General features: G+C 42.7%; 19 protein-coding genes. 7 read left to right on the top strand and 12 right to left on the bottom strand.

Translation table 11 applies throughout. The annotated features are described in order from the left end of the window. Positions 1 to 35: 35 nt before the first annotated feature. Positions 36 to 1,337, top strand: a complete 1,302-nt coding sequence (locus U5K72_07145) for an MATE family efflux transporter (GenBank protein MDZ7718577.1) — start codon at positions 36 to 38, stop codon at positions 1,335 to 1,337. A 201-nt stretch (positions 1,338 to 1,538) separates the two neighbouring features. On the opposite strand, the gene U5K72_07140 is transcribed toward U5K72_07145, so the two are convergent. Then, positions 1,539 to 1,700, bottom strand: a complete 162-nt coding sequence (locus U5K72_07140; GenBank protein ID MDZ7718576.1) for a hypothetical protein — start codon at positions 1,698 to 1,700, stop codon at positions 1,539 to 1,541. A 185-nt stretch (positions 1,701 to 1,885) separates the two neighbouring features. Here U5K72_07140 and U5K72_07135 point away from each other — a divergent pair, with 185 nt between their 5' ends. From U5K72_07135 to U5K72_07125, 3 genes are read left to right on the top strand one after another with little or no spacing between them, the layout of a single operon-like run. After that, on the top strand, positions 1,886 to 2,986 hold the full coding sequence (locus tag U5K72_07135) for a type III polyketide synthase (GenBank protein ID MDZ7718575.1): 1,101 nt from the start codon (positions 1,886 to 1,888) through the stop codon (positions 2,984 to 2,986). Positions 2,987 to 2,989: 3 nt separating this feature from the next. Continuing rightward, positions 2,990 to 3,688, top strand: a complete 699-nt coding sequence (locus U5K72_07130) for a methyltransferase domain-containing protein (GenBank protein ID MDZ7718574.1) — start codon at positions 2,990 to 2,992, stop codon at positions 3,686 to 3,688. Positions 3,689 to 3,691: 3 nt separating this feature from the next. Further along, the gene (locus tag U5K72_07125) at positions 3,692 to 4,852 is read left to right on the top strand and encodes an FAD-dependent monooxygenase (protein ID MDZ7718573.1); all 1,161 of its coding nucleotides are present in this window, start codon (positions 3,692 to 3,694) and stop codon (positions 4,850 to 4,852) included. Between the two features lie 598 nt (positions 4,853 to 5,450). Here U5K72_07125 and purU read toward each other — a convergent pair. The 11 genes from purU to U5K72_07070 form a co-directional block, all read right to left on the bottom strand. Continuing rightward, the gene (purU, locus tag U5K72_07120) at positions 5,451 to 6,287 is read right to left on the bottom strand and encodes a formyltetrahydrofolate deformylase (protein ID MDZ7718572.1); all 837 of its coding nucleotides are present in this window, start codon (positions 6,285 to 6,287) and stop codon (positions 5,451 to 5,453) included. A 176-nt stretch (positions 6,288 to 6,463) separates the two neighbouring features. Beyond that, positions 6,464 to 9,175: an aconitate hydratase AcnA gene (acnA, locus tag U5K72_07115; protein ID MDZ7718571.1), complete on the bottom strand. Its 2,712-nt coding sequence runs from the start codon at positions 9,173 to 9,175 to the stop codon at positions 6,464 to 6,466. A gap of 265 nt (positions 9,176 to 9,440) precedes the next feature. Further along, positions 9,441 to 9,929 carry a helix-turn-helix domain-containing protein gene (locus tag U5K72_07110; GenBank protein ID MDZ7718570.1) on the bottom strand — a complete coding sequence of 163 codons (489 nt, stop codon included), beginning with the start codon at positions 9,927 to 9,929 and terminating at the stop codon, positions 9,441 to 9,443. A gap of 18 nt (positions 9,930 to 9,947) precedes the next feature. Continuing rightward, complete coding sequence (locus tag U5K72_07105) at positions 9,948 to 10,292, bottom strand: type II toxin-antitoxin system HigB family toxin (GenBank protein MDZ7718569.1); 345 nt, start codon at positions 10,290 to 10,292, stop codon at positions 9,948 to 9,950. A 627-nt stretch (positions 10,293 to 10,919) separates the two neighbouring features. Beyond that, a complete protein-coding gene (locus U5K72_07100; protein MDZ7718568.1) occupies positions 10,920 to 11,333 on the bottom strand; it encodes a hypothetical protein in 414 nt (137 codons plus the stop codon). Between the two features lie 474 nt (positions 11,334 to 11,807). After that, on the bottom strand, positions 11,808 to 12,035 hold the full coding sequence (locus U5K72_07095) for a hypothetical protein (GenBank protein ID MDZ7718567.1): 228 nt from the start codon (positions 12,033 to 12,035) through the stop codon (positions 11,808 to 11,810). Further along, positions 12,004 to 12,654 (bottom strand): endonuclease domain-containing protein, encoded by a 651-nt coding sequence (locus U5K72_07090; GenBank protein ID MDZ7718566.1) that lies wholly within the window; start codon positions 12,652 to 12,654, stop codon positions 12,004 to 12,006. Before U5K72_07090 ends, U5K72_07095 begins: the two co-directional genes overlap by 32 nt. Before the next feature lie 102 nt (positions 12,655 to 12,756). Further along, positions 12,757 to 14,130: an N-6 DNA methylase gene (locus U5K72_07085; GenBank protein ID MDZ7718565.1), complete on the bottom strand. Its 1,374-nt coding sequence runs from the start codon at positions 14,128 to 14,130 to the stop codon at positions 12,757 to 12,759. 1,083 nt (positions 14,131 to 15,213) lie between these two features. Further along, positions 15,214 to 15,345 carry a hypothetical protein gene (locus U5K72_07080; GenBank protein ID MDZ7718564.1) on the bottom strand — a complete coding sequence of 44 codons (132 nt, stop codon included), beginning with the start codon at positions 15,343 to 15,345 and terminating at the stop codon, positions 15,214 to 15,216. Then, positions 15,342 to 17,582 carry a DEAD/DEAH box helicase family protein gene (locus U5K72_07075; GenBank protein MDZ7718563.1) on the bottom strand — a complete coding sequence of 747 codons (2,241 nt, stop codon included), beginning with the start codon at positions 17,580 to 17,582 and terminating at the stop codon, positions 15,342 to 15,344. Before U5K72_07075 ends, U5K72_07080 begins: the two co-directional genes overlap by 4 nt. Positions 17,583 to 17,706: 124 nt before the next feature. After that, positions 17,707 to 19,497, bottom strand: coding sequence for an SWIM zinc finger family protein (locus U5K72_07070; protein ID MDZ7718562.1), 1,791 nt, complete (start codon positions 19,495 to 19,497; stop codon positions 17,707 to 17,709). Between the two features lie 482 nt (positions 19,498 to 19,979). Here U5K72_07070 and rplM point away from each other — a divergent pair, with 482 nt between their 5' ends. The 3 genes from rplM to rpsB all read left to right on the top strand — a co-directional run bounded on the left by rplM (position 19,980) and on the right by rpsB (position 22,139). Further along, on the top strand, positions 19,980 to 20,423 hold the full coding sequence (rplM, locus tag U5K72_07065) for a 50S ribosomal protein L13 (protein MDZ7718561.1): 444 nt from the start codon (positions 19,980 to 19,982) through the stop codon (positions 20,421 to 20,423). A gap of 9 nt (positions 20,424 to 20,432) precedes the next feature. After that, positions 20,433 to 20,819, top strand: a complete 387-nt coding sequence (gene rpsI, locus U5K72_07060; GenBank protein ID MDZ7718560.1) for a 30S ribosomal protein S9 — start codon at positions 20,433 to 20,435, stop codon at positions 20,817 to 20,819. A gap of 198 nt (positions 20,820 to 21,017) precedes the next feature. Next, complete coding sequence (gene rpsB / locus U5K72_07055; protein ID MDZ7718559.1) at positions 21,018 to 22,139, top strand: 30S ribosomal protein S2; 1,122 nt, start codon at positions 21,018 to 21,020, stop codon at positions 22,137 to 22,139. Positions 22,140 to 22,163: the final 24 nt, after the last annotated feature.

The following is a 22,163-nucleotide window of genomic DNA, read 5'->3' as shown; positions in this document are numbered from 1 at the left end:
ATCGCCAGCTAATCCGGAAAGAGATATCGAATTTAATGACAATTGGATTTCCGGTAATTATAGCTCAGCTCCTGCAAATGAGTATGAGTTTTGTGGACACTGTTATGGCCGGCCGCCTTTCACCGGAAGATCTTGCTGCCGTTGCTGTTGGTACGAGTATACTTATTCCTTTTGTAGTTCTTTGCCTTGGCAGTATGATGGGGGTTACTCCTATCGTGGCACAGAATGTTGGGGGGCGTAAATTATCAGTTATTGGAAAGAATGCACGGCAGGTTTTATGGCTCAGCCAAATTCTTGCACTTCCCAGTTTTTTCCTTCTTCGAAATCTCGATATTCTATTCGTTTGGATCGGTGTAACTGAAGATGTAATTCCTATTGCTTCGGGATATCTAACAGCAATTTCGTGGGGGATTTTTCCGCTTTATGCCTACGGGGGACTCAGAAATTTTAATGAAGGGTTGAGCGTTACTCGCCCGGCTATGTTCGTTGCCTTATTGGGAACATTGGTAAACATTCCGGCAAACTATGTTTTGATGTTTGGAAAATTCGGGTTACCACAACTGGGTGCAGTGGGAACAGGATACGCATCCTCCATCGTGTATACTGTAATGTTCATCGCCATGTTTGCATTTACATACAGTTACAAATCCTATCAACGGTTCGATATATTTTCAAAATTCCGGTTGCCAGAGTGGAAATATCTGTCTGAACTTCTGCGTATTGGAGTCCCCATCGGGATCAGTTCTACCATGGAAGTCTCGATGTTTGCTGCTGTAAGTTTAATGATCAGTACCTTAAGCGCCGTAGCCGTGGCCGGTCACCAGGTAGCTATAAATTTTGCGGCTATGATGTTTATGATTCCATTTGGATTGTCTGTTGCCATTACCGCACGCGTTGGGAATTCCATAGGGAGAAGACGTCCGGCCGAAGCCCGATTTCGGGGTTATGTAGGCGTTGGAGTGTGCAGTTGCATTATGGTACTTACAGCAATCTTTATTTTCCTGTTTCCTAATACAATTGCTTCTATCTACACCGATGATGCCGCCGTAAAAACCGTTGCTGTAGAATTACTCTTTTTTGCAGCCGTTTTCCAACTTTCTGATGGATTACAAGTTGCCGGTTTTGGTGCTCTTCGCGGACTCAAAGATACCAAAGTTCCTATGTTTGTAAATCTGTTTGCCTATTGGGTGATTGGAATTACGGTGGCGTACTATCTCGGTTTTATCTCTGATTATGGTGCGCCAGGTTTATGGATTGGTTTGATAACCGGATTAACCGTTGCCGGAATTCTGCACAATCTTCGATTTTATGCTCGAACAAAGTCAATGGGTGCTTAATTGTACAACGGGCAGTTTACACATCGAAGCTTTATGCGAAGTTAAGCCAGCCCGTTACTGACCAACGCAACTCCAGTGGGAAGTGTGGAACAGGATGCCTGAATAGCGTTCAAACACACAACCTCCCGTTCTGTATCATAAGAACAGATTGTGGTGCCGGACAAGCTGTCCGGCGTACAAGTACAACGGGCAGCTTGCCCGTTACTGACCAACGCAACTCCAGTGGGAAGTGTGGAACAGGATGTATGAATAGCGTTCAAACACACAACCTGCCGTTCTGTAACATAACAACAATTGTCGTGCCGGACAGGCTGTCCGGCGTACAAGTACAACGGGCAGCTTGCCCGTTACTGAAATACTCATACTATTTTTCCAAATAAGCGTTTTGGGGCTCATAATCGGATGATATCTCTCTTATCGTTTATTCCGGGAACCATAATCTGTGGAGCCAGACAAGCTGTCCGGTGTACATTTATTGAACGAAGCTCGCTTGTTTCAGATTAATAGTTTTAGTACATAGATTCAAATGACCGCTTAAAGTTAACTCTATGAAAAATTCCGTGTATATCCATCAAATAGAAACCGCCGTTCCGAGGCATTCTTTCAAACAAGAAAAACTCCGGGAGATTATGAAAGATGTAGTGGGTACAACAGAACGGGAAAAACGAATCATCCACCACCTCTATGCCAATTCCGGAATTGATACCCGATACTCCGTCATTGATGACTTTAGCAACAGAGATACGCCCGCACTCTTTTTCAACGGACAGGGAGCTACGCCCGGAACCAAAAGCCGGAATGATCTCTACATTAAACAGGGCCGAAAACTCTTTGTTGAAGTGGCCAAAAAACTTCTAAAAAACTCCTCATTTAAAACACAGGATATTACACATATTATCACCGTTTCCTGCACTGGTTTTTATGCCCCTGGTCCCGATTTCGATATTATCCAATCTCTTGGATTAGATCCATCCATCCAGCGCTATCACTTGGGGTTTATGGGATGTTATGCTTCGATTCCGGCTTTAAAAATGGCTCAGCAGTTTTGTTCAGCCGATAAGGATGCTACTGTTCTCATTGTTTCAGTTGAGCTCTGTTCAATCCATTTCCAGGCAAATTCAAAAATGGATAATCTGCTCTCATCCACCGTTTTTTCTGACGGCGGCGGCGGTGCAATTATCAGCCGCAGAACACCAGAAGATTCTCATTTCAGACTTGATGGTTTTGCCTCTTCCATCAACAAAAAAGGAGAGGATGACATGGCCTGGTCGATTGGAGATAACGGCTTCAATATGATTTTATCGAGCTACATTCCAGATCTTCTCAAAGAAGGAATGGACGATTTTCTTCTTGATGTGATGAATCAATTTCAGATCACTCATAATAAAATTGATCAGTGGGCAATACATCCCGGTGGCAGGGCCATTCTTGATAAACTGGAATCTTCAACATCTGTACCCAAAGGGAAAATGGGATCATCAAGAAGTGTATTATCCAATTTTGGAAATATGAGCAGTGCAACGATCTTGTTTGTGCTTAAAGAGTTGATGAACAAAAACTCAGAAAAAAAAGAGGAGAAAACTCTGGCGATGGCTTTTGGGCCGGGTTTAACACTCGAATCAGCCCTTCTTACAAAAATAACTCCCTGAACCATGTCTTTTTTTCTGAAAGAACGGAAGGAGCATCTCAGGGAAAAAATGGATCAGCCGAATTGTAATAAAGTGCTTTTGTTTAACACCTATCAACAGTTTTCAACTATTAATCGCCTGATTTCTGGTTGGCAGCATATCTACAGAAACCACATTCGGCCAGTTCTCAGTGATTCCTCAAAAAAATATTCATTGTTAGATATTGGATGTGGCGGCGGGGATATTATCAAAATGATTGACCGGCTTGCCAAGAATGATGGAATTAAACTTCAGATCACAGGAATTGAGCCGGATGGACGGGCTCTTGAATATCTTTCTGATCAAAAATGGCCTGAAAATATCTCGTTTATAAATGCCACCTCGGATGATCTGGCCCGGGAAAACAGATCGTTTGATATCGTTATATCGAACCACCTAATGCATCATTTGAAGGAACCTGAGCTCAAGACCGTATGTGAGGACGCCCAAAAACTTGTCTCAAAAAAAGTGATCTTTAATGATATCGAAAGAAGTGATTTTGGGTATGCCTCATTCAAAGTAGTTGCCACTCCATTTTTTCGAAACAGTTTTATCGTGGAAGATGGGCTCACATCTATTAAACGAAGCTTTAAAAAAGAGGAGCTAAAACGGGCACTGCCCAAAAGTTGGCAAGTTCATCGTCAGTTTCCGTTCCGGTTATTGGCACTCTACGAGCGCTCTTAAAATATGAGTAAACCCGAAACAGATATTATCATTGTGGGCGGCGGTCCGGTTGGATTGTACCTGGCCGGGCGATTGATTCAGCATGACATCTCTTGCAAAGTTCTTGAAAAAAGGACTGAGATTGATAAACACTCCAAATCTCTGGGCATTCACCCGGTTTCTCTCGAACTATTTGAGAAAGCTGGAATTGTTGATTCTTTTTTGGACGAGGGTCTAAAAATTAAAAAGGGAATTGCATACTGGAATTCTGAAAAACTCGGGGAGATTTCGTTTGAAACCTGTCCCCCACCCTTCTCCTTTATTTTAGCTATCCCCCAATGGAAAACGGAAGCCATTCTGGAAGATTGGGTTCAAAAGTTCGACGAAAATGTTTTGATTCGCGGAGCGAGAGTTGATCAGATCAATCAAAAAGAAGAATCTGTTGAAGTTTTATTCAATCGAAATGGAATCCAAAGCTCTCTGAAATCCCGGTTACTCATCGGCTGTGATGGGAAAAACAGCTCTGTTCGAAGTTCTTTGGGCATCAGATTCATAGGCGAAGCCTACCCGGATTGTTACATCATGGGAGATTTTGAGGATAACACCGAATTCGGCTCTGATGCTGCCGTTTATCTTCATCAGAATGGTTTGATTGAGTCGTTTCCTCTTCCGAATCATCAACGGCGATGGGTGGTAAAAACGGATGATTACATTGATGAGCCTACCCCGGCACAACTGAGATTACTCATCAAACAAAGAATTCAACACTCGCTTTATGAGTCTGAGAATTTTATGATGAGCAGCTTTGGCGTTCAGCAGTACTCAGCAGAAACATATCATCAAAATAATGTTATGCTTGCGGGGGATGCAGCTCATGTTGTGAGTCCTATTGGCGGACAGGGTATGAACCTCGGCTGGTTGGATGCGGACGATGCGGTTTCTACACTTCAAAAAGCTTTGAACGATTCATCGAAACAAACTGCACTCTTTTCTAATTACTCAAAACAAAGGAAGAAAATTGCCAAACAGGTTGCCAGGAGAGCAGAAATTAATATGCATCTCGGGCGGAAAAAAACCTCTAATTTATTTTACAAAACGATACTTAAAGTTGTACTCAACACAAGATTAAACAGTCATTTAGCCAATATTTTCACGATGAGAGGACTGGGGAGCTGGTGGGTTTGAACTTTGAGAGAATGCGGCTAAAGCCACACGATTTTGCGTTCTATTTTGAGGCTATCCAAAAAAGATGTCATTCTGAACTCGATTCAGAATCTCCACTCTTTAACTAAGTTTGGAGATACCGGATCGGGGTCCGGCATGACAAAAATGAGTTTATATGCTTAAAGAACATTCTTTTTGGACAGCCTCTAATGGATTCAAGCAACAGGTCGAAATAGTAAAAAAGCTCATACTAAATTTAAAAGATATAACCTTTAAATTTGATTGAGACCAATCAATTACCGTCTGCTTTAGCTGACGGAAGATGAGCTTTTAAAGTTAAAATGGCTTTGTACAGTTCCAGGCTGAACCCTGCTACATTTATCGTATCGCCCTCACCCCAACCCCTCTCCCGCCGCGGGAGAGGGGCGAAGGGGAGAGGGAGAAACAACGGTCTGTGCCAAGAGATTGACTTTTTTTGTTTGTCAGGCCGCTAAACAGATACGTGGCTTTAGCCACATCAAGAGTAATTGCTAATTCTTTGATAGCGCAAGCGTCTGGTTCAGGAGCTCTTCTATTGTCGTTTGGATATTCTGTCCCAACGATTCGAAATCAGAATGACTCATTCAAAAACAATCGTCTTATCCTTGAAGATAAACACTCGGTTTTCGAGAACTAATTTGAGCGATTTCGCCAATACATTTTTTTCGATATCGCGTCCGGCCTGGGCCATTCCTTCAGCTGTAAAAGTGTGATTGACGGGAATGACATCCTGGACAATAATCGGCCCTTCGTCCAAATTTTCAGTAACAAAATGAGACGTGCTTCCAATGATTTTTACTCCTCTTTCAAACGCCTGCTGATAGGGAGAGGCCCCAATAAAGGCCGGTAAAAATGAGTGATGAATATTGATAATTCGATAGGGATAATGTTTGATAAACTCCGGCGTAAAAATCCTCATATATTTAGCGAGCACAAGATATTCGGGCTTATAATCATCAAGAGATGCTAAGATTTTTTGTTCATGTTCTTCCCGCGAACAATCCTCGGCTGAGATATGGTGGTAAGGAATATTGAAGGATTCAGTCAGACCCCTTAAATGATTGTGGTTACTGATAACCGCTTTCACATCGCAGGGAAGTTCATTATCAGCATTTCTAAGGAGCAGATCCCCCAGACAGTGGGTTTCTTTCGTTGCCAGAATTACGACCGATTTTTTTCGAATGGCTGAGAGACGAATATTCGCATCATCAGGTAAAACCTCGTTTAATTTCTTACTAAACGGTTCCTCAGGATAACTTCCCTCCAGAACAGTTCTCATAAAAAAATACCCGGATTTAGAATCTACATACTCGTGGTTACTAATGATGTTTAAACCCAGATCATAAATCACCTTTGTGATGTTATACACCAGTCCTTTTGCATCCGGACAATCGATAAGAACAATTTGATTTGGCATTTTTTTCCTAACAAAAAAAAACCGGGATAGCATTTCCCGGTATATTAGAATATTAGTCTTAAATGACCTTGAAGCGTCTGCAGGTCCTTCAAGGTCATGAATTTATAAGAATCAGAACGCTTCAAGGAGTTCCACTTTGTTGCAGACGCTTGAAGGTTCTTCTAAATCTAACCCCTCTATTTCTTATCCTCTTCCACGTAATCCCGGAGAACTTTGTGCAGAATTCCACCGTTTCGGTAGTAATCTACTTCAACAGGAGTATCGATTCGGCAATCGGTCGTAAACTCAATCTCCGTACCGTCTTCTTTAGTTGCGGTAACTTTAATTTCGTCACCTGCTTTCACGTCATCATCTACATGGATATCAAATGTTTCAGTGCCATCCAACCCAAGGCTGTCGGCAGAGTCGCCCTCTTTGAATTGAAGGGGAAGTACGCCCATCTGGATCAGATTTGAACGGTGAATTCGCTCATAAGAAACAGCAATGACACATTCTACTCCTAAGAGATCAGTACCTTTGGCAGCCCAGTCTCGTGATGAGCCTGTTCCATACTGAGTACCGGCCAATGCAACCAACGGCGTATCTGATTCTTTATATTTCAAAGAAGCATCAAAGATCGTCGTGATCTCACCTGTCGGATGGTATTTCGTGAAGCCACCCTCTTTTCCGGGGGCCAGTTGGTTTTTGAAACGTACATTTGCAAATGTACCGCGGGTCATTACACGGTCATTGCCACGACGTGAGCCGTAAGAGTTAAAGTCTTTTTCCTCAACCCCATGCTCTTTCAAATACTTTCCGGCGGGAGAATCTTCTTTGATATTTCCGGCCGGAGATATATGGTCTGTTGTAATAGAATCGCCCACTTTAACCAACACTCTGGCACCTTTTATAGGCTCAATAGGTTCAGGTTCTTCACCCATTCCAATAAAGAAGGGGGGTTCCTGGATATAAGTGGATTTATCATCCCACTCGAACAGTTCACCGCCTTTCACTGGAATTTTCTCCCAGGTTTCAGATTCAAAAATATCGCTGTACATCTTCTCAAACAGCTCCGGACGAATAGCACTGTCCAGGTGTTCAGCAATCTCTTCCGTTGTAGGCCAGATCTCTTTCAAATATACATCGTTGCCGTCTTTATCTTTTCCGATCGGCTCATTAGAAAGATCAATATGGACCGTTCCCGCCAAAGCATAAGCCACAACCAACGGTGGTGATGCCAGATAATTTGCTTTCACGTATGGGTGAATTCTTCCCTCGAAGTTACGATTTCCGGAAAGAACACCGGCCACAATCAGATCTCCTTCCTTCACAGCTGCTTCTACCGGTTCAGGAAGAGGTCCCGAATTCCCTATACATGTGGTGCAGCCATATCCAACGAGGTTAAAACCGAGATTGTCCATATACTCAGTAAGACCCGCTTCTTTCAGATACTCAGTTACCACACGAGATCCGGGGGCCAGAGAGGTTTTTACATACTCAGGAACTTTCAATCCTCGTTCATATGCTTTTTTAGCTACAATACCCGCACCCAGCATCACACTTGGATTCGATGTATTTGTACAACTTGTGATCGCAGCAATCACCACGTCACCATGTTTCATCTCGATCTCCTGGCCATTCTTATAGATCCCTTTATTTGCCAGTTTTTCCTGCGTAAGGCTAAAACCCATTGTTGGATCATCACTGGTCAACGACTTTTCAAAAGTATTCTTCATATTACTGAGAATAATCCTGTCGTGAGGCAATTTTGGTCCTGCAAGCGAAGTTTCAACTGTACTTAGATCCAGTTCCAGAGTTGAGGAAAAATCAGGATCAGCCGTATCATCCGTTCTGAAAAGTCCCTGTGCCTTCGTATAATGTTCAACTAAATCCACAAGTTCTTCATCCCGGCCTGTACGTTTCATATATCGCAAAGACTCTTCGTCAACCGGAAAGAAACCCATCGTAGCACCGTATTCCGGCGACATGTTTGCAATTGTTGCCCGATCAGGCAAGCTCATATTACTGATTCCATCGCCGTAAAATTCTACAAATTTACCTACCACGCCGTGTTTACGGAGCATCTCTGTAACTGTCAACGTTAAGTCTGTTGCAGTAACTCCTTCGCGAAGAGCACCCGTCAGTTTCATTCCTACAACTTTGGGCACCAGCATGGAGATCGGCTGTCCAAGCATCGCCGCTTCCGCTTCAATACCGCCAACACCCCAGCCAAGAATTCCAAGGCCGTTAATCATCGTAGTGTGAGAATCAGTACCTACCAGTGTATCCGGGTAAGCAACGGTAGATCCATCCTCTTCCTCACGCGTAAACACTCCTTTCGCCAGGTATTCAAGATTCACCTGGTGAACAATTCCGCGTCCCGGAGGAACCACACGGAAATTATCAAACGCTTCTTTACCCCACTTCAGAAATTGGTAGCGTTCGTTGTTACGCTCCATCTCTTTTTCCACGTTAAACATTAAGGCAGCATCGCGGCCAAACATATCTACCTGAACGGAGTGATCAATCACTAAATCCACAGGAACCTGGGGGTTAATGGATGTTGGACTTCCACCCATTCGTTTCATGGCAGATCGGAGTGCGGCGAGATCAACTACAGCCGGAACCCCGGTAAAATCCTGTAAAACTACTCTTGATGGTTTGAAGGGAATCTCTCCTTCCGGATTCTTGGCATTAAAATTTGCCAACAGCTTAATGTCGTCTTCTGTAATTGCAAAGCCATCGTACTCCCGAAGTACAGCTTCCAACAAAATCTTAATCGTAAATGGCAGTTTACTGATGTTGCCGTAGCCAAGCTCTTCCAGTTTTTTGAGACTATAAAGGTGAGCCTCCCCCGATCCTGTATTAAATGCTACTTTCGTTTGCGATAGTGGATTCTTGGATGTCATAAATTCCTCAGTTGATTTTCAACAGGTTTAAAATTTCTTTTGAGTCTTTAAAAATAAGGGTTTTTTGATTCAGTTTCTTTATAAATAAGCTCAATGAACTTGATTGGTGAGTGATGATTATGCTTTTTCCCGACTTCGCAAGAACTCTTCATACATCTGTTTTGGATTGATCATCGAAAGAGAGTGATCTAAACGAGTGTAAACAGAATTTAATTTATTTCTTTATTCTTAGCAGTAAGGTAGCCGGACAATCTGATTTTTTTGGTCAAGATGTTTTTATTGGTAATCCTTTTGTCGATCTACTCATAGTCTTCGCTGTGCCCTCTTCTTTTCCTACGTTTATAGAGCTAAAATTACTCTCATAATCATAGGTCATGCCCTCACCTTCAAGCCGGTATGATTTGTTTAAGGCTTCTTGCTGAATCTTGAAGTGGTTGGCGAGATTTCGAATCACCTTTTTCGACATCCTCTTTTTGTAATTGAGAATCTCTGAGATCGTGCTTTTACCTACGCCCGCTACTTCAACTAAATCTGTTTGCTTCAAACCTTTATCTTCCATCAACGATTTAATAAACTCTACAGGGTCCATTTCTGGCACTGAATTGTGCTTATCATCCCAGTCTCGAATCAACAAGTAGAGTAACTCATATTCATCAATTGCATCTTGACTATCCAAGCCATTACTCACCAATTCCTCAAGTCGATCAGCGTATTCAAGATACTGATCGTCACTTTTAATCACTTTGTATTTCATTGTTTTCCCCTTAACCCTTTAAAACTTTTCAACTGTATACTGTTTATCTTGATTGTTTAACGCATCATACTCCGCGTGAGTACCAATCCATTTTACAAATAATGTTACCGTTTCAATGGTATCATTAAAGTAATAGGAGCAAATGATCCTATAATCATTTCCGCCTACATCAAAACAGATACGATCGCTATTCTTACCCAGTATATCTACATTTTTCCGACCAAGCAGGTTTACAAAATCTTGTGGCTTGTTTACATCAGCCTTTTTTATTATTTCAACCCACCGTTCAAACGCACCAGCTGATGTAGCATGTTTTGTCGCATAATCCAGTACTGTTTTTTCTTTAATCAGATGTACTCTCATATCATAACGGCACTAAGCTACAAAAAAGTTCGCAATTTGCGAACATGTGTGATTTATATAACTTTTATCCATTCTAACTCCCCTCCAAAACCTCACCCACCAACCCCTTCACCAACCGTTCATTCACCGCTTGGCGCTGCTGCAGTTGGGCTTTGAAGCGGTCGCAGATGGCAAAGAGCTCTTCGATGCGCTGGACAATGCGGTGTTGTTCTTCGAGTGGAGGTAGTGGAAAACTGAGTTTTTAATTTTGGTTATTGTCAATGCATTATATGCTGATCCTGTAGCACTCTACTCCATAATCTGGATTGTAGAAAATTTCAGAACTTATTTAGATAGATCAGAATATCGATTCAATAGTATAACACTATCAATTTTGAACAGAATATCGTCTTTAAGTATTATTCACAGATCATTCTCCACAGTACTTCCTATCGTACCCTTCCAATACATGCTATCAGTATATCTCCAGCTTTTGGCATTCCGATGTATCTTTTGAACTTCTCAGTATCTTCTCTTATGATACATATTCGAGTTATCAAAATCCACCTTCCTATCTCCAATATCTTTAGATCGCAAAAAAGGTACTCCATCATTTACATAATCCTTTGGATTATATGTACTCCGTCTTTAACTTGAAGCTACATTTATCTGACCAATCTTACACCACTCCCAACTCTCCGGTATCTCAAACGGAATCTCATCTTCTTTAACCGGCGGCAGATCCTTCGGCTTCCGAATTTCTCCCTCATCATACAACCGCTGTTTCTCAGCTTCGATCTTTTTGAGGAGTTCAGCTGCGGGTTCGTTGTTGGGGTTTTGGGGGACGAGCCTTCCGCGGACGGCCTCGTTCAGGATGTTCTTTTTGAGGTTGTCGATAGCCTCCGGGGTGTGGTAGAGGGTGTCGAAGTTGGAGGTGATGAAGCTCCAGGCGGATTTGGAGGCTTCGGCATCCGGGGCTTGTTGCACTTCGGCATTGACGGCCAACTGCAGCTTCTCATCCAGTTTGGTTTGCCGGTTTAGCTTTGCTTCCAGCTCATCCACTTCCGCAAACAGGGATTCTATTTTTTGAACAATGCGGTGTTGTTCGGCGAGTGGAGGGAGTGGAATGACTTCAAGTTCTTTTTAAAACTTTATAATGACGCCCATAACCTCTGTCTCTTAATGGAGCCTGATATATAAACCAATAAAAAAATTTAGCATTGATTAAAATAGGACGAAGATATCTTTATGCCATCTGCACCTGCTATAAAATCTAAAATCAACTATATTTTACTTCACAGGTGTGATCACCAAAGATCACTAAATCCCGAGGTAATCTTAATATAATTTACTTTCATTATCAGCAATAACTCCCGATAAATGACTGCCCCAAATCAGTTCATCTGGATAAACTGGCATTCATCCTCGAAATCCTCTTTATAACTTTGTGCCCGGAAGTGGATATCACATCAACTATGGATGTGAAATTAATGTCCAAAGCCAATTATTTGGCATAGTCTTCGAAATCACATTCATCTAATAACTTTGGCTTTCTTTAGGTTTCCTAATTTCACCTTCTTCGTAAAGCCGTTCTTTCTCTGCCTCAATCTTCTTCAACAACTCCGAAGCCGGTTCATCATTGGGATCTTGGGGAACCAGTTTTCCGCGAACGGCCAGTCCCAGGATGAGGGAGCGGAGTTCGGTCAGCCCTTCGGCGGTGTCTATGACGACGTTAAATTCGTCCAGTAGGTCGGTTAGGTTCATGTTTTGTCTCCTCTGTTTTCCACCTCTCCCGGCCCTCTCCTCGAGGAGAGGGTGTGGATTTCTGGCTTGTAATATGAATTTCAGCAGAATCTATTGATTGCCCACGAAAGCCCCTCTCCTGCTGGAGAGGGATTTGGGGAGAGGTTTTTCTGAGTCGAGTAACTAACTCCTTCAGTTCCACTAAAACCTCATCTATATTTTTTAAAATTCGCTCATTCGAAAAACGAACTACAGAATACCCGTATCGTTTCAGCTCTTTCGTCCGCTCGCTATCGTAATATGTTGCATCATCTTCTTCGTGATACTCGCCATCCACTTCCACAATCAGTTTTAATTTGTGGCAATAAAAGTCTGCTATAAATTCCAAAATCGGATGCTGCCTTCTAAACTTCATATTTAAAAAACGCCGAGCACGCAGATGTTCCCAGAGAACTTTTTCTGCTTTGGTCATGTCTCGGCGTAACTGACGGGCGTACTTAAACTGATGCGGCTCCGCACCGGCGTGGAGAGGGAGTTTTGGCGATTTCTTGCCCTTTTCGTCCTCACCTCCGGCCCTTCTTCCACGGGAGAGGGGAGCGCTATGTTTTTGATCATCTGCCATAGATAGATTTAAAACCATTAAATTACTGTTAACCAAAAGCGAAGTGCTCACAAGAGCACTTCTGCCCTCTCCTCGAGGAGAGGGTTGGGAGAGGTGTTTTACGCTAAGGTCTCCTTCAGCTCATTCAGCAACGAACGACTCAGATTTCTGAATCTCTTCATTCAGACTATTCCGCTTGGCCAGCAAAGCCTCTACATCGTAACTCTGATTTTCCTCGGAGTTCGGGTTCTTTATATCGAGGTTGTAATTCCGCTTCTCGATTTCTTCGGTGGTTACCTTCCAGGCCTGATCGGTTTCTTTGCGGTCATTCCCACCACTCTTTTCTACATCAAACTCCTCAATGCGGATGGGTTTGGTTTTGGAGTAGCTCTTGTAGCCTTCGGGATAGCGGTGTTCAAAATACCACACCTCATCGGTGGAGCCGCCTTTCTCAAAAAACAGCAAATTGGTGTTGATGCTGGTGTAGGGCGCAAACACGCCTTTGGGCAGGCGCACGATGGTATGCAGGTTATTCTCCTTCAGCAGTTTTTCCTTGATGCGGGTTTTCACGCCTTCCCCAAACAGAAATCCGTCGGGAAGTACCAGGGCGCACCGGCCATCTTCTTTCAGCAGGCGCATGATGAGCACCAAAAACAGGTCGGCCGTTTCCCGCGTCTGAAACTGTGCCGGAAAGTTCTTTTCGATGCCGTCTTCTTCCTGTCCGCCAAAGGGAGGATTGGTCAGCACCACATCCACGCGGTCTTTGGCTTTGTACTCGTTGTACGGCTTGTTGAGGGTGTTATCCCGCCGGACCTTCGGCACATCAATGCCGTGCAAGATCAGGTTGGTGGTGCAGAGCATGTGCGGCATCGGCTTTTTCTCCACGCCCTGAATATTCTCCTGAAAGGCTTTCAGATCCTCAATGGATGACGACTGCTCCTTCATATGCTCGATGGCATCCACCAGGAATCCACCCGTTCCGCACGCCGGATCAAACACCGTTTCCCCGATCCTGGGATCGATCATCTGCGTCATGAATTTGGTGACCGCACGGGGCGTGTAATACTCCCCGGCATTGCCCGCACTTTGCAGGTCCTTCAGGATCTTCTCGTACAGATCGTTGAACTGATGGCGGTCGTCCTTCTTGTTGAAGTTGATCTCATTCAGCTTGTTCACCACCTGCCGGAGCAGCGTCCCCGATTTCATGTAGTTGTAGGAATCCTCAAAAATGGATTTCACCACAAAGGCCAGCCGGGGACTCTTCTCGTCCAGCTCCATCTCCTTCATCTCCTTGAACAGCTCATCGATGAACTCCAGCAGGGCATCCCCGGTGATTCCCTCTTCATCATGCGCCCAGTTGCGGTACCGGTACTTTTCTGGGATGGGAGACTCATAGTCATCGGTCATGAGCTCCTGCTCGGTTTCGTAATCATCAAAAACCTTCAGAAACAGCATCCATCCAAGTTGAGAGATCCGCTGCGCATCGCCGTCAACTCCGGCACCTCTTCTGCGCATAAATTGTCTTGAATGGATATCCGATCCGTGTCGGATAATGGACAGATTTAGGGGTTCGGGAGTGAAACATTTTACGAACCATTGAATTTGACGACGTTATAAGGCTCATCAATCAATCTTGACAGCATAACTGTGGTTTCTCTTCTTCACGGTTAAGGAACTGGCTCAATTCTGTAATTAACTGAAGCATTGAACGTCTGATAATTGTCGCTTCGGCAAGTCCCCCGTCTTGCTGACCATAGCTTGACTGACAGACAAAACATAGCTAATGACTTCAAGCCTGCGTGGAGTAATAAGGCCTATAAGAGCATTACGTATTAGAAATTGCTTCTTTTAGACTGCTCATTCGTATTTGCACCTCCAGGTAACCTATAACCATCCACACTTGTGCATCTAATTTCTTCTGAGACAAGCTTCGACGCCGTACCTAGCAAATTAGCAAGCTTCTCAGCTACTGCGACGCCATCACTGCTCATGACTTAGTAAAAATGCTGATAACAGCTGCATGTCAATACATTTCTAAAATCAGAAGTCGTCTTGCAAGTAATACTATCTTTAGTCTTCTATATATTCATTTCCTCCCTTTGATTGAATTAGTCCCTCCTGAAAAATTTACATTTCCAGATCTATCATCTGCAGAACTTCTTTGACATACTCATCGTTTTTTTTAACACTATGCTATCGTCAGTCAGGTTAAGTAGTCCTTAATTCGTCTATTGCTTTATTTAAATCGTAATCTGAAATCCAGAATTGTAGTTTGGAATTTGCTACTTGGCATGATTCAATACGTCTAATACAATCCTTATTAGACTATCTGATAGCTTTGTAACTTTTCATCAGCATCAATACCATCTTGTATAGGAATCGAACCTTGGCTTACAGCAATCATCATTTTTGCCAAACTGAATTAATAGAAAGGATTTACCTGATCCTCGTCGTCCATGTATCAATTTGATGCTGTTCTAATTAAATCTACCAATGTTTCCACCTACATCTATATATATGGTTTTATGATTAGGACGAATCCGAAAGAGTCTTTAATCTTATCTCTTAGTCTGGATACTTTTTCATTATTAAGTTTCATTATGCTGATTTATAAAGCTCATCCTCAATCTCATGAATCGCTTTCAGGTATTCATCTTTTCCGCCAAATTCCTGAATAATCTCCATCGGTGTACCCATATTATTGAAAGGATCTAAGCGAAGAATATTCATATCTTCCAGGTTTTCGAGGCCTTCATCTTCGTACTTATCCAAGCAGAGCTTCCAGTACATTCTTTAGCAGTTCCCGAATATTTTCCAAAATAGTTTCGCTTCTTCACATTATTTGCCCGTTCTTGTCGGGTAAGGGGAGGTTGTTCAAAGGCTACATGGCAAATCAGATCAAACGGATCGAGGTCTTTATCTACCTCTTTCTTGAGTTCTGAAAATACAACTCCGGTTTCTTCCAGTTCTTCGACGATGGCTTGCTTCTTCTCGGAGTCCTTCCACTTGCGGAGAAATTCATCCAGAGAGCCATATTTCTCATTAATTTTCTTGCGGGAATAATCTTTCAGAGATTCCGTGACCAACTTCCCGTCATCATCATAATACTGAACCCGTTGATTCAGGAGTTTTACTTCTACATTGTCTACATAGAATCTGCGAACATCGCCATCGGTTATTTCACCACCATCGTCTTCCCATTCATATCCATCTTCATGTATTTCAGGAGAATCGGGATAATTACCGAGCGGCTCTTCCTCTTCTTGTGGCGGAACGGGAGAATCATTGGGACCAAATTCTGATGCTTGTACCGGTTCTCCATCAAAGTCCGGATCGGCAAAGTGGCGGGTTACATTTCGGAAATCCATGATGGTGAAATACATCTTCCCGTAATCTTCACTGATGCGGGTTCCCCTTCCAATAATCTGCTTGAATTCCGTCATGGAACCAATATTCGCATCCAGAACGATGAACTTACAGGTGGGAATATCTACGCCGGTGGTCAGCAGTTTTGATGTCGTGGCAATAACCGGATAGCTTTCTTCTTCATCCATAAAGTTATCCAGCTCCATCTTTCCCGCTTTTTCATCACCCGTAATTCGCATCACGTATCGGCTATCCTTGTTCACCAGGTCTGCATTCAGGTTGACCAGTGCCTGCCTCATTCGTTCCGCATGATCAATATCAATACAGAAAACAATGGTTTTGGCATATCGGTCGGTCTCTTTGAGGAATTCCGTGACTTTTCGGGCAACCAACTCCGTTCGTTTTTCAAGAATCAATTCTCGGTCATAATCTTTTTGGTTGTATTCACGATCCGGTACGATGTTACCATACTTATCGACAAATCCATCCTCCGGCCGCCAGCCTTCAGCGTCTTTATCAATGGTAAACCGCACCACTTTGTAAGGTGCAAGAAATCCATCTTCAATTCCTTGTTTCAGAGAGTAGGTATAGATCGGCTCACCAAAATAGTGGATGTTGGAAACCGTATTCGTTTCTTTCGGAGTAGCAGTTAAACCGATGTGAGTAGCGCTGTCAAAATATTCCAACACTCTGCGCCAGGCTGAATCGGCTGCTGCACTCCCGCGGTGACACTCATCAATAATAATCAGATCAAAGAAATCCCTGGAGTACTCTTTGAAGACATCCGAATAATCTTCATTTCCGGTCACTGCCTGATACAATGCAAAATAGATTTGATGAGCCTTGCTAACCTTTCCCCGCTGAATTTTATGAACCACATCTTTCAGCGAACCAAAGTATTTACGGATGGGATCATCCACCAGGATATTTCGGTCAGCCAGGTAAAGAATTCGTTTGTTCTCACCGGCTTTCCAGATTCTCCATATGATTTGGAAGGCTGTCAATGTTTTGCCGGTACCAGTTGCCATGACCAATAAAATTCGATCCTGGCCTTTCGCAATCGCCTCCACTGTTCGGTTCACAGCTATTTCCTGGTAATAGCGAAGAGTTCGGCCATCTTGCTCAAAGTGATAGGGCTGCTTAACCAGTTTCTCCTGCTTATTGTCGAATCCTTTATAGTTACAATAGCGTTGCCACAACTCTTTTGGAGAAGGAAACTGCTCCATTGTCAATTCAGTCTCAATGGAACCTTCCGTCTTTGTGCGGTCATGTTCTAAAAAGCCCGATCCATTGGAGCTGTAAACAAACGGTATATCCAGAATATCGCCATAATCCAAAGCCTGCTGCATTCCGGCACCAATAGAATGATTGTGATCTTTGGCCTCAATGACAGCGAGTGGAATTCCTCTTTTGTAATAGAGAATATAATCGGCCTTCTTTCCTGTTTCTCTTGACGCAACCGATCCCCGAACCCGAATCCGGCCATCAGTAAAATACTTCTCCTCGCGAATCTGTTTATGCAGATCCCAACCGGCATCCATCAATGCAGGTGTAATGTATTTGGTTCGAATGTCAGTTTCCGAAAGCTCCGATCGATTCATAGCGTACCCTTCAAGTAGTTCTTTGAGGCTTTAATATACAAGAAGTTAGGAAAAGTGGAATATTAACCCCCTTCTGCCAACAAATCGATGAACTACCTATTCACCGGCAGATCTATTATTGAACTTAATACCCCGCATTCTTAAACTCCTCGAGCATCGCGGGTCGATTGGAGTACTGCCGTTTCAAAATATCTGCCAACTCATATGCCTCTTCAACTCCTCCCAAACCTTTCATTCGGTCAAAATATCCGCAAGTTGTCCGATAGTATTTTCGCCCGGTGTGATTCTCCATATACTGTAAGATGGCCTCCCGGTACAGTTCCATCAACTCTTCATAATAGTGCTTCTTCAGCCAGTGGTCGTATTCTCTGATTGTTTCCAACCTTGAATATTTCCGCACAAAATCGAGGAGCTTTTTCCACTGTTTTTCCTCAATATAGATAGCAGGAATAATGGATGGAGCAAACCACGTAGTATTCTGATTTCCTCTTATTTTTTTGAGTATGGATTGATGCGTTTTCTCCCACTCCTCTTTCTTATACAATGTTTTTAGCCGTTTGTACCAATCGATATTTTTAGTAGAAAACAGGAGTTCTTTGGCATATTTACGCTGTTTCTTGATGTCGTTTTCTGCCTCTGCTGCTTTCAGTAACCATTGAGTCCACTGGTTATTTGAGAAACCAGAATACTTGGATGTTTGCTTCCCTTCCCTGGCCAGTGTTTTTACAGTTTCGAGGTCTTCATCTTCCCAGGCTTGCTCAATCAGTTTCGTTCTGATTCCAGGCAGATCTTTATGTTGTTCGAGGAGTTTGTTTATCTTTTCATTTTCACCCAGTGTTTGATACAGTTCTATCAATTTTGAAATCAACCGCTCTTTCCTGTAGTTACCGCTGCCGGAGAATGTATTGACCTGATGATTTGACTGAATACAATCAAGTAATAATCGTTCGATACGCTTGTTTTGATCAGAATGGCTTGCCATAGCGATCGCCAAATCAAGAAAATTATTGAACCGGTCTCCACGGCCGCTGCTCTGCTTTCGTGCATTTGAAATGCCATATTCAAACAGGTCATTCTTAACCTGTTTATTCGCACCCGACTCGGCAATCCAAAAAAGTGTCTCAAATGCAGAGTCAACCAACCCCCAGATACTTCCATCCGAATCGTATATATAGTCCATCGATGCTTCTGCTTCTTCGATCATGGCTTTGCAGATGGATATTGCCATTTCCAGATCTCCGGATTCCAGGTACTGTTTTGCTTTCTCTAACAGATCAACCAGGATATCATAATTTTCCTGTGTATCAACCCACATATCTCCATATCCCTGATCATCATAATCGTAGTAATAATCATCGTATTGATGCTGTTCAAAGGGAGCCAGTAAATCCCGGATTATCTCTTTGTAATCATCGGAGGTTTCAGCTTCCTTCAGCGAAGAGAATCGCATCTTGAATCGTGAGCGTAAATTTCGGTCTTTCAACAGAATTTCTTTTAGATATGCCCGGAGATCGTCCTGAGAAATTTGTGACATCAAAGCGTCAAGTTCCTGTTCAACCGTTTGACCGGTATCTATTGTAGAGAGTGATTGTTCCGGTTTGATCTTGCCATACTCATCCGATTCAAAAAACTGATTTCGCAGATCGAACAAAACCGCTACAATATGTTTACAAATGGGGCCATGATCATACGGGCAGTTACAAGAAGCCAGACAGATCTCAAAATCGTCATTTATCTGAACATCCACAGTATAAAGATGGCTTCCTTCAACTTCGGCAATCCATACATTTTTTTTAATCTGCTCAAGATCCGTTACAGAACCATATTTATAATAACTTTGCCCCCTTGATGTGATGGTTGAATCCACCCATTTTTCAAAATCTTGAAGCATCCATTTTTCATTTTCTTTACTCATATATCTATATCAACTGGATTTAAAATAATCAATAACCTTCGCCTCAGTCAGAGATTCGTTTTTGGAAGAACTGTCTAATAAATATGCATAGAGAAAGCCTCTTTAAATCAAGAAATTTTGGCAGTCGTTTATTCATGCCTCCAGAAAAGAGAAAACCGATCCTGAGTGAGTTTTCCTTTTGAAAAGTGGAATAAGTATGGCAATTTTGACAAAATAAATTACAACCCAAATGATTCATAAGAAAACGGTACGAGTGCGCATGAATTAATCACTCCAACTATGCCGAAGGCATGCTTCTGCAATAAGTATTCTTGTTGATCTATATTCGATTTTTTGAATTCCGCGAAAATCCAATCACTCTATTGGATATTAAGTTGAGTGTCAATAGAAAACTGTATTTTTAAACTAAAAACATTGCAATAAAAAAGAATTCCTTTTATCTTTATCGACTTTCCAAATTTGCAAAAATTAAAGAGAATATCGTGAACACGATCAGTAATAAAACATACAACGCAAAACCGGATACCATTGAAAAAAAATGGGTACTGGTAGATGCCGAAGACAAACCACTTGGACGAGTAAGCAGTGAAGTGGCTTCCATTTTACGTGGAAAAAATAAACCGGAATTTACTCCCCACATGGATGCGGGTGACAATGTTATCGTAATCAATGCAGAAAAAGCTGTATTGACCGGAAACAAGTTGTCTCAAAAAGTTTATTTCAAACACACCGATTATCCCGGAGGAGAGAAATTCACAACGGCTGAAGATATGTTGGAAAAAGATCCAACCAGCCTGGTAACGAAAGCGGTACGAGGTATGCTTCCTAAAAATAAACTCGGACGAAAACTTTTAACAAATCTACGAGTTTATGCAGGCCCGGTTCACCCACACACTGCTCAGCAACCAGAAATCAAAGAAATTTAATAGCCCAACATGGCACAAGAAAATTACATTGGCCGAAGAAAGACGTCAACAGCACGCTTGTACATTAACGAGGGAAGCGGAACTTTTGTAGTAAATGACAAGCCCATTGAAGACTACTTTAGTACAAAAGCACGATTTAATGTTGCCAAGTTCCCGCTCGAACTTACTGAGCTTGATGGCAATTACGACATTAAAGTAACTGTGCGCGGTGGGGGAGTAACCGGACAAGCCGGTGCAGTTTCCCTGGCACTTGCTCGTGCAATTGACGATCTGAACGAAGACAAACACGGAATTCTTAAAGAGCACGGTCTTCTCACCCGAGACGACAGAATGGTTGAACGTAAGAAATACGGCCAGCCTAAAGCTCGAAAGAAATTTCAGTTTTCTAAGCGGTAAACATTTTTTGAGTTGTACGTCGGGCAGCTTGTCCGACAACGTCAACTTAAACAAATTGCCGGACAAGCTGTCCGGCGTACATTTAATCACACATACACAGTTACCTGGCGTCGGGTGTTCCGATAAAAAAATTTTGTCGGGATTGGCGAGCAGGGTCGACCTGTGTAGAGGACTAACTCAAACTAACATACTTAAACAATGCCTAAAGCTTCATCTGTACAAGAACTATTGAAATCTGGTGCCCATTTCGGTCACCTCACCCGCCGGTGGAATCCAAAAATGAAAGAGTTCATCTTCATGCCTCGAAATGGAATCCACATCATTGACCTCAAGAAAACAGAAAAATACCTCCAGGAAGCACTCGATGAGGTAACCAAACTTGCCCGGTCCGGTAAAACCATTCTATTTACAGGCACCAAAAAACAAGCACAAGAGATTATTAAAACGGAGGCGATCCGTTGCGGAATGCCTTTTGTGACGCATCGTTGGTTGGGAGGAATGCTTACGAACTTTAGTACCGTTCGAAAGAGCATCTCAAGAATGGAAGAGATTGAAAAAATGAAAACAGACGGTACGATCGACGAGCTCACTAAGAAAGAGGGGCTCATGCTCGAACGGGAACGGGAAAAACTTGAACAAACACTGGGCGGAATCGCAAATATGAATCGCCTGCCGGGTGCTATTTTTGTAGTGGACACTATTAAGGAAAGTATTGCAATGAACGAAGCTGTAAAGCTAAACATACCGATTGTTGCAATGGTTGATACAAACAGTGATCCTGACATTCCGGATTACATTATTCCCGCCAACGATGATTCTGCACGAACCATTCAGCTTGTAACTTCGCTTATTGCAGATGCAATTATTGAAGGAAACGCTGAGCGTGAAGCCATGAAAGAAGAAGAACTCATGGAAGAAGCCGCAAAAGAAGCGAAAAAAGATTCAGGTTCCGACGATGATGATTCCGATGGCGGACCAGTTAAAGTACGACGCAGAAAACGACGCAGAAAGAAATCCGGGGACAAGGATTCCTCAAAATCTGATCCCGATCAGGATGAAGATGGTGACGATTCTGCAGATGAGGAAGAGGAATCAGCTGAAGAGTCAAAAACTGATGCTAAAAAATCTAAAGGTAAAAAAGATAAATCTTCCGACGACAAAAGTGATGGAGATGACGACGATTCATCAGATAAGGATGAGGACTCGGCTGAAGAGTCAAAATCTGAAGCAAAAGAATCTAAAGGCAAAGAAGAAGAATCTGCCAAAGACGATGATGCCGATGAAGAAGAAAAAGAAGATTCCGATAAAAATAAATCCTGAAATTAAAATAGTAGAAATTATTCA

The organism is Balneolaceae bacterium (assembly GCA_034521495.1).
Classification (GTDB): Bacteria; Bacteroidota; Rhodothermia; order Balneolales; family Balneolaceae; genus Rhodohalobacter.
The sequence above is the reverse complement of the archived record's forward strand: the minus strand, read 5'-3'. Positions and strand labels throughout refer to the sequence as shown.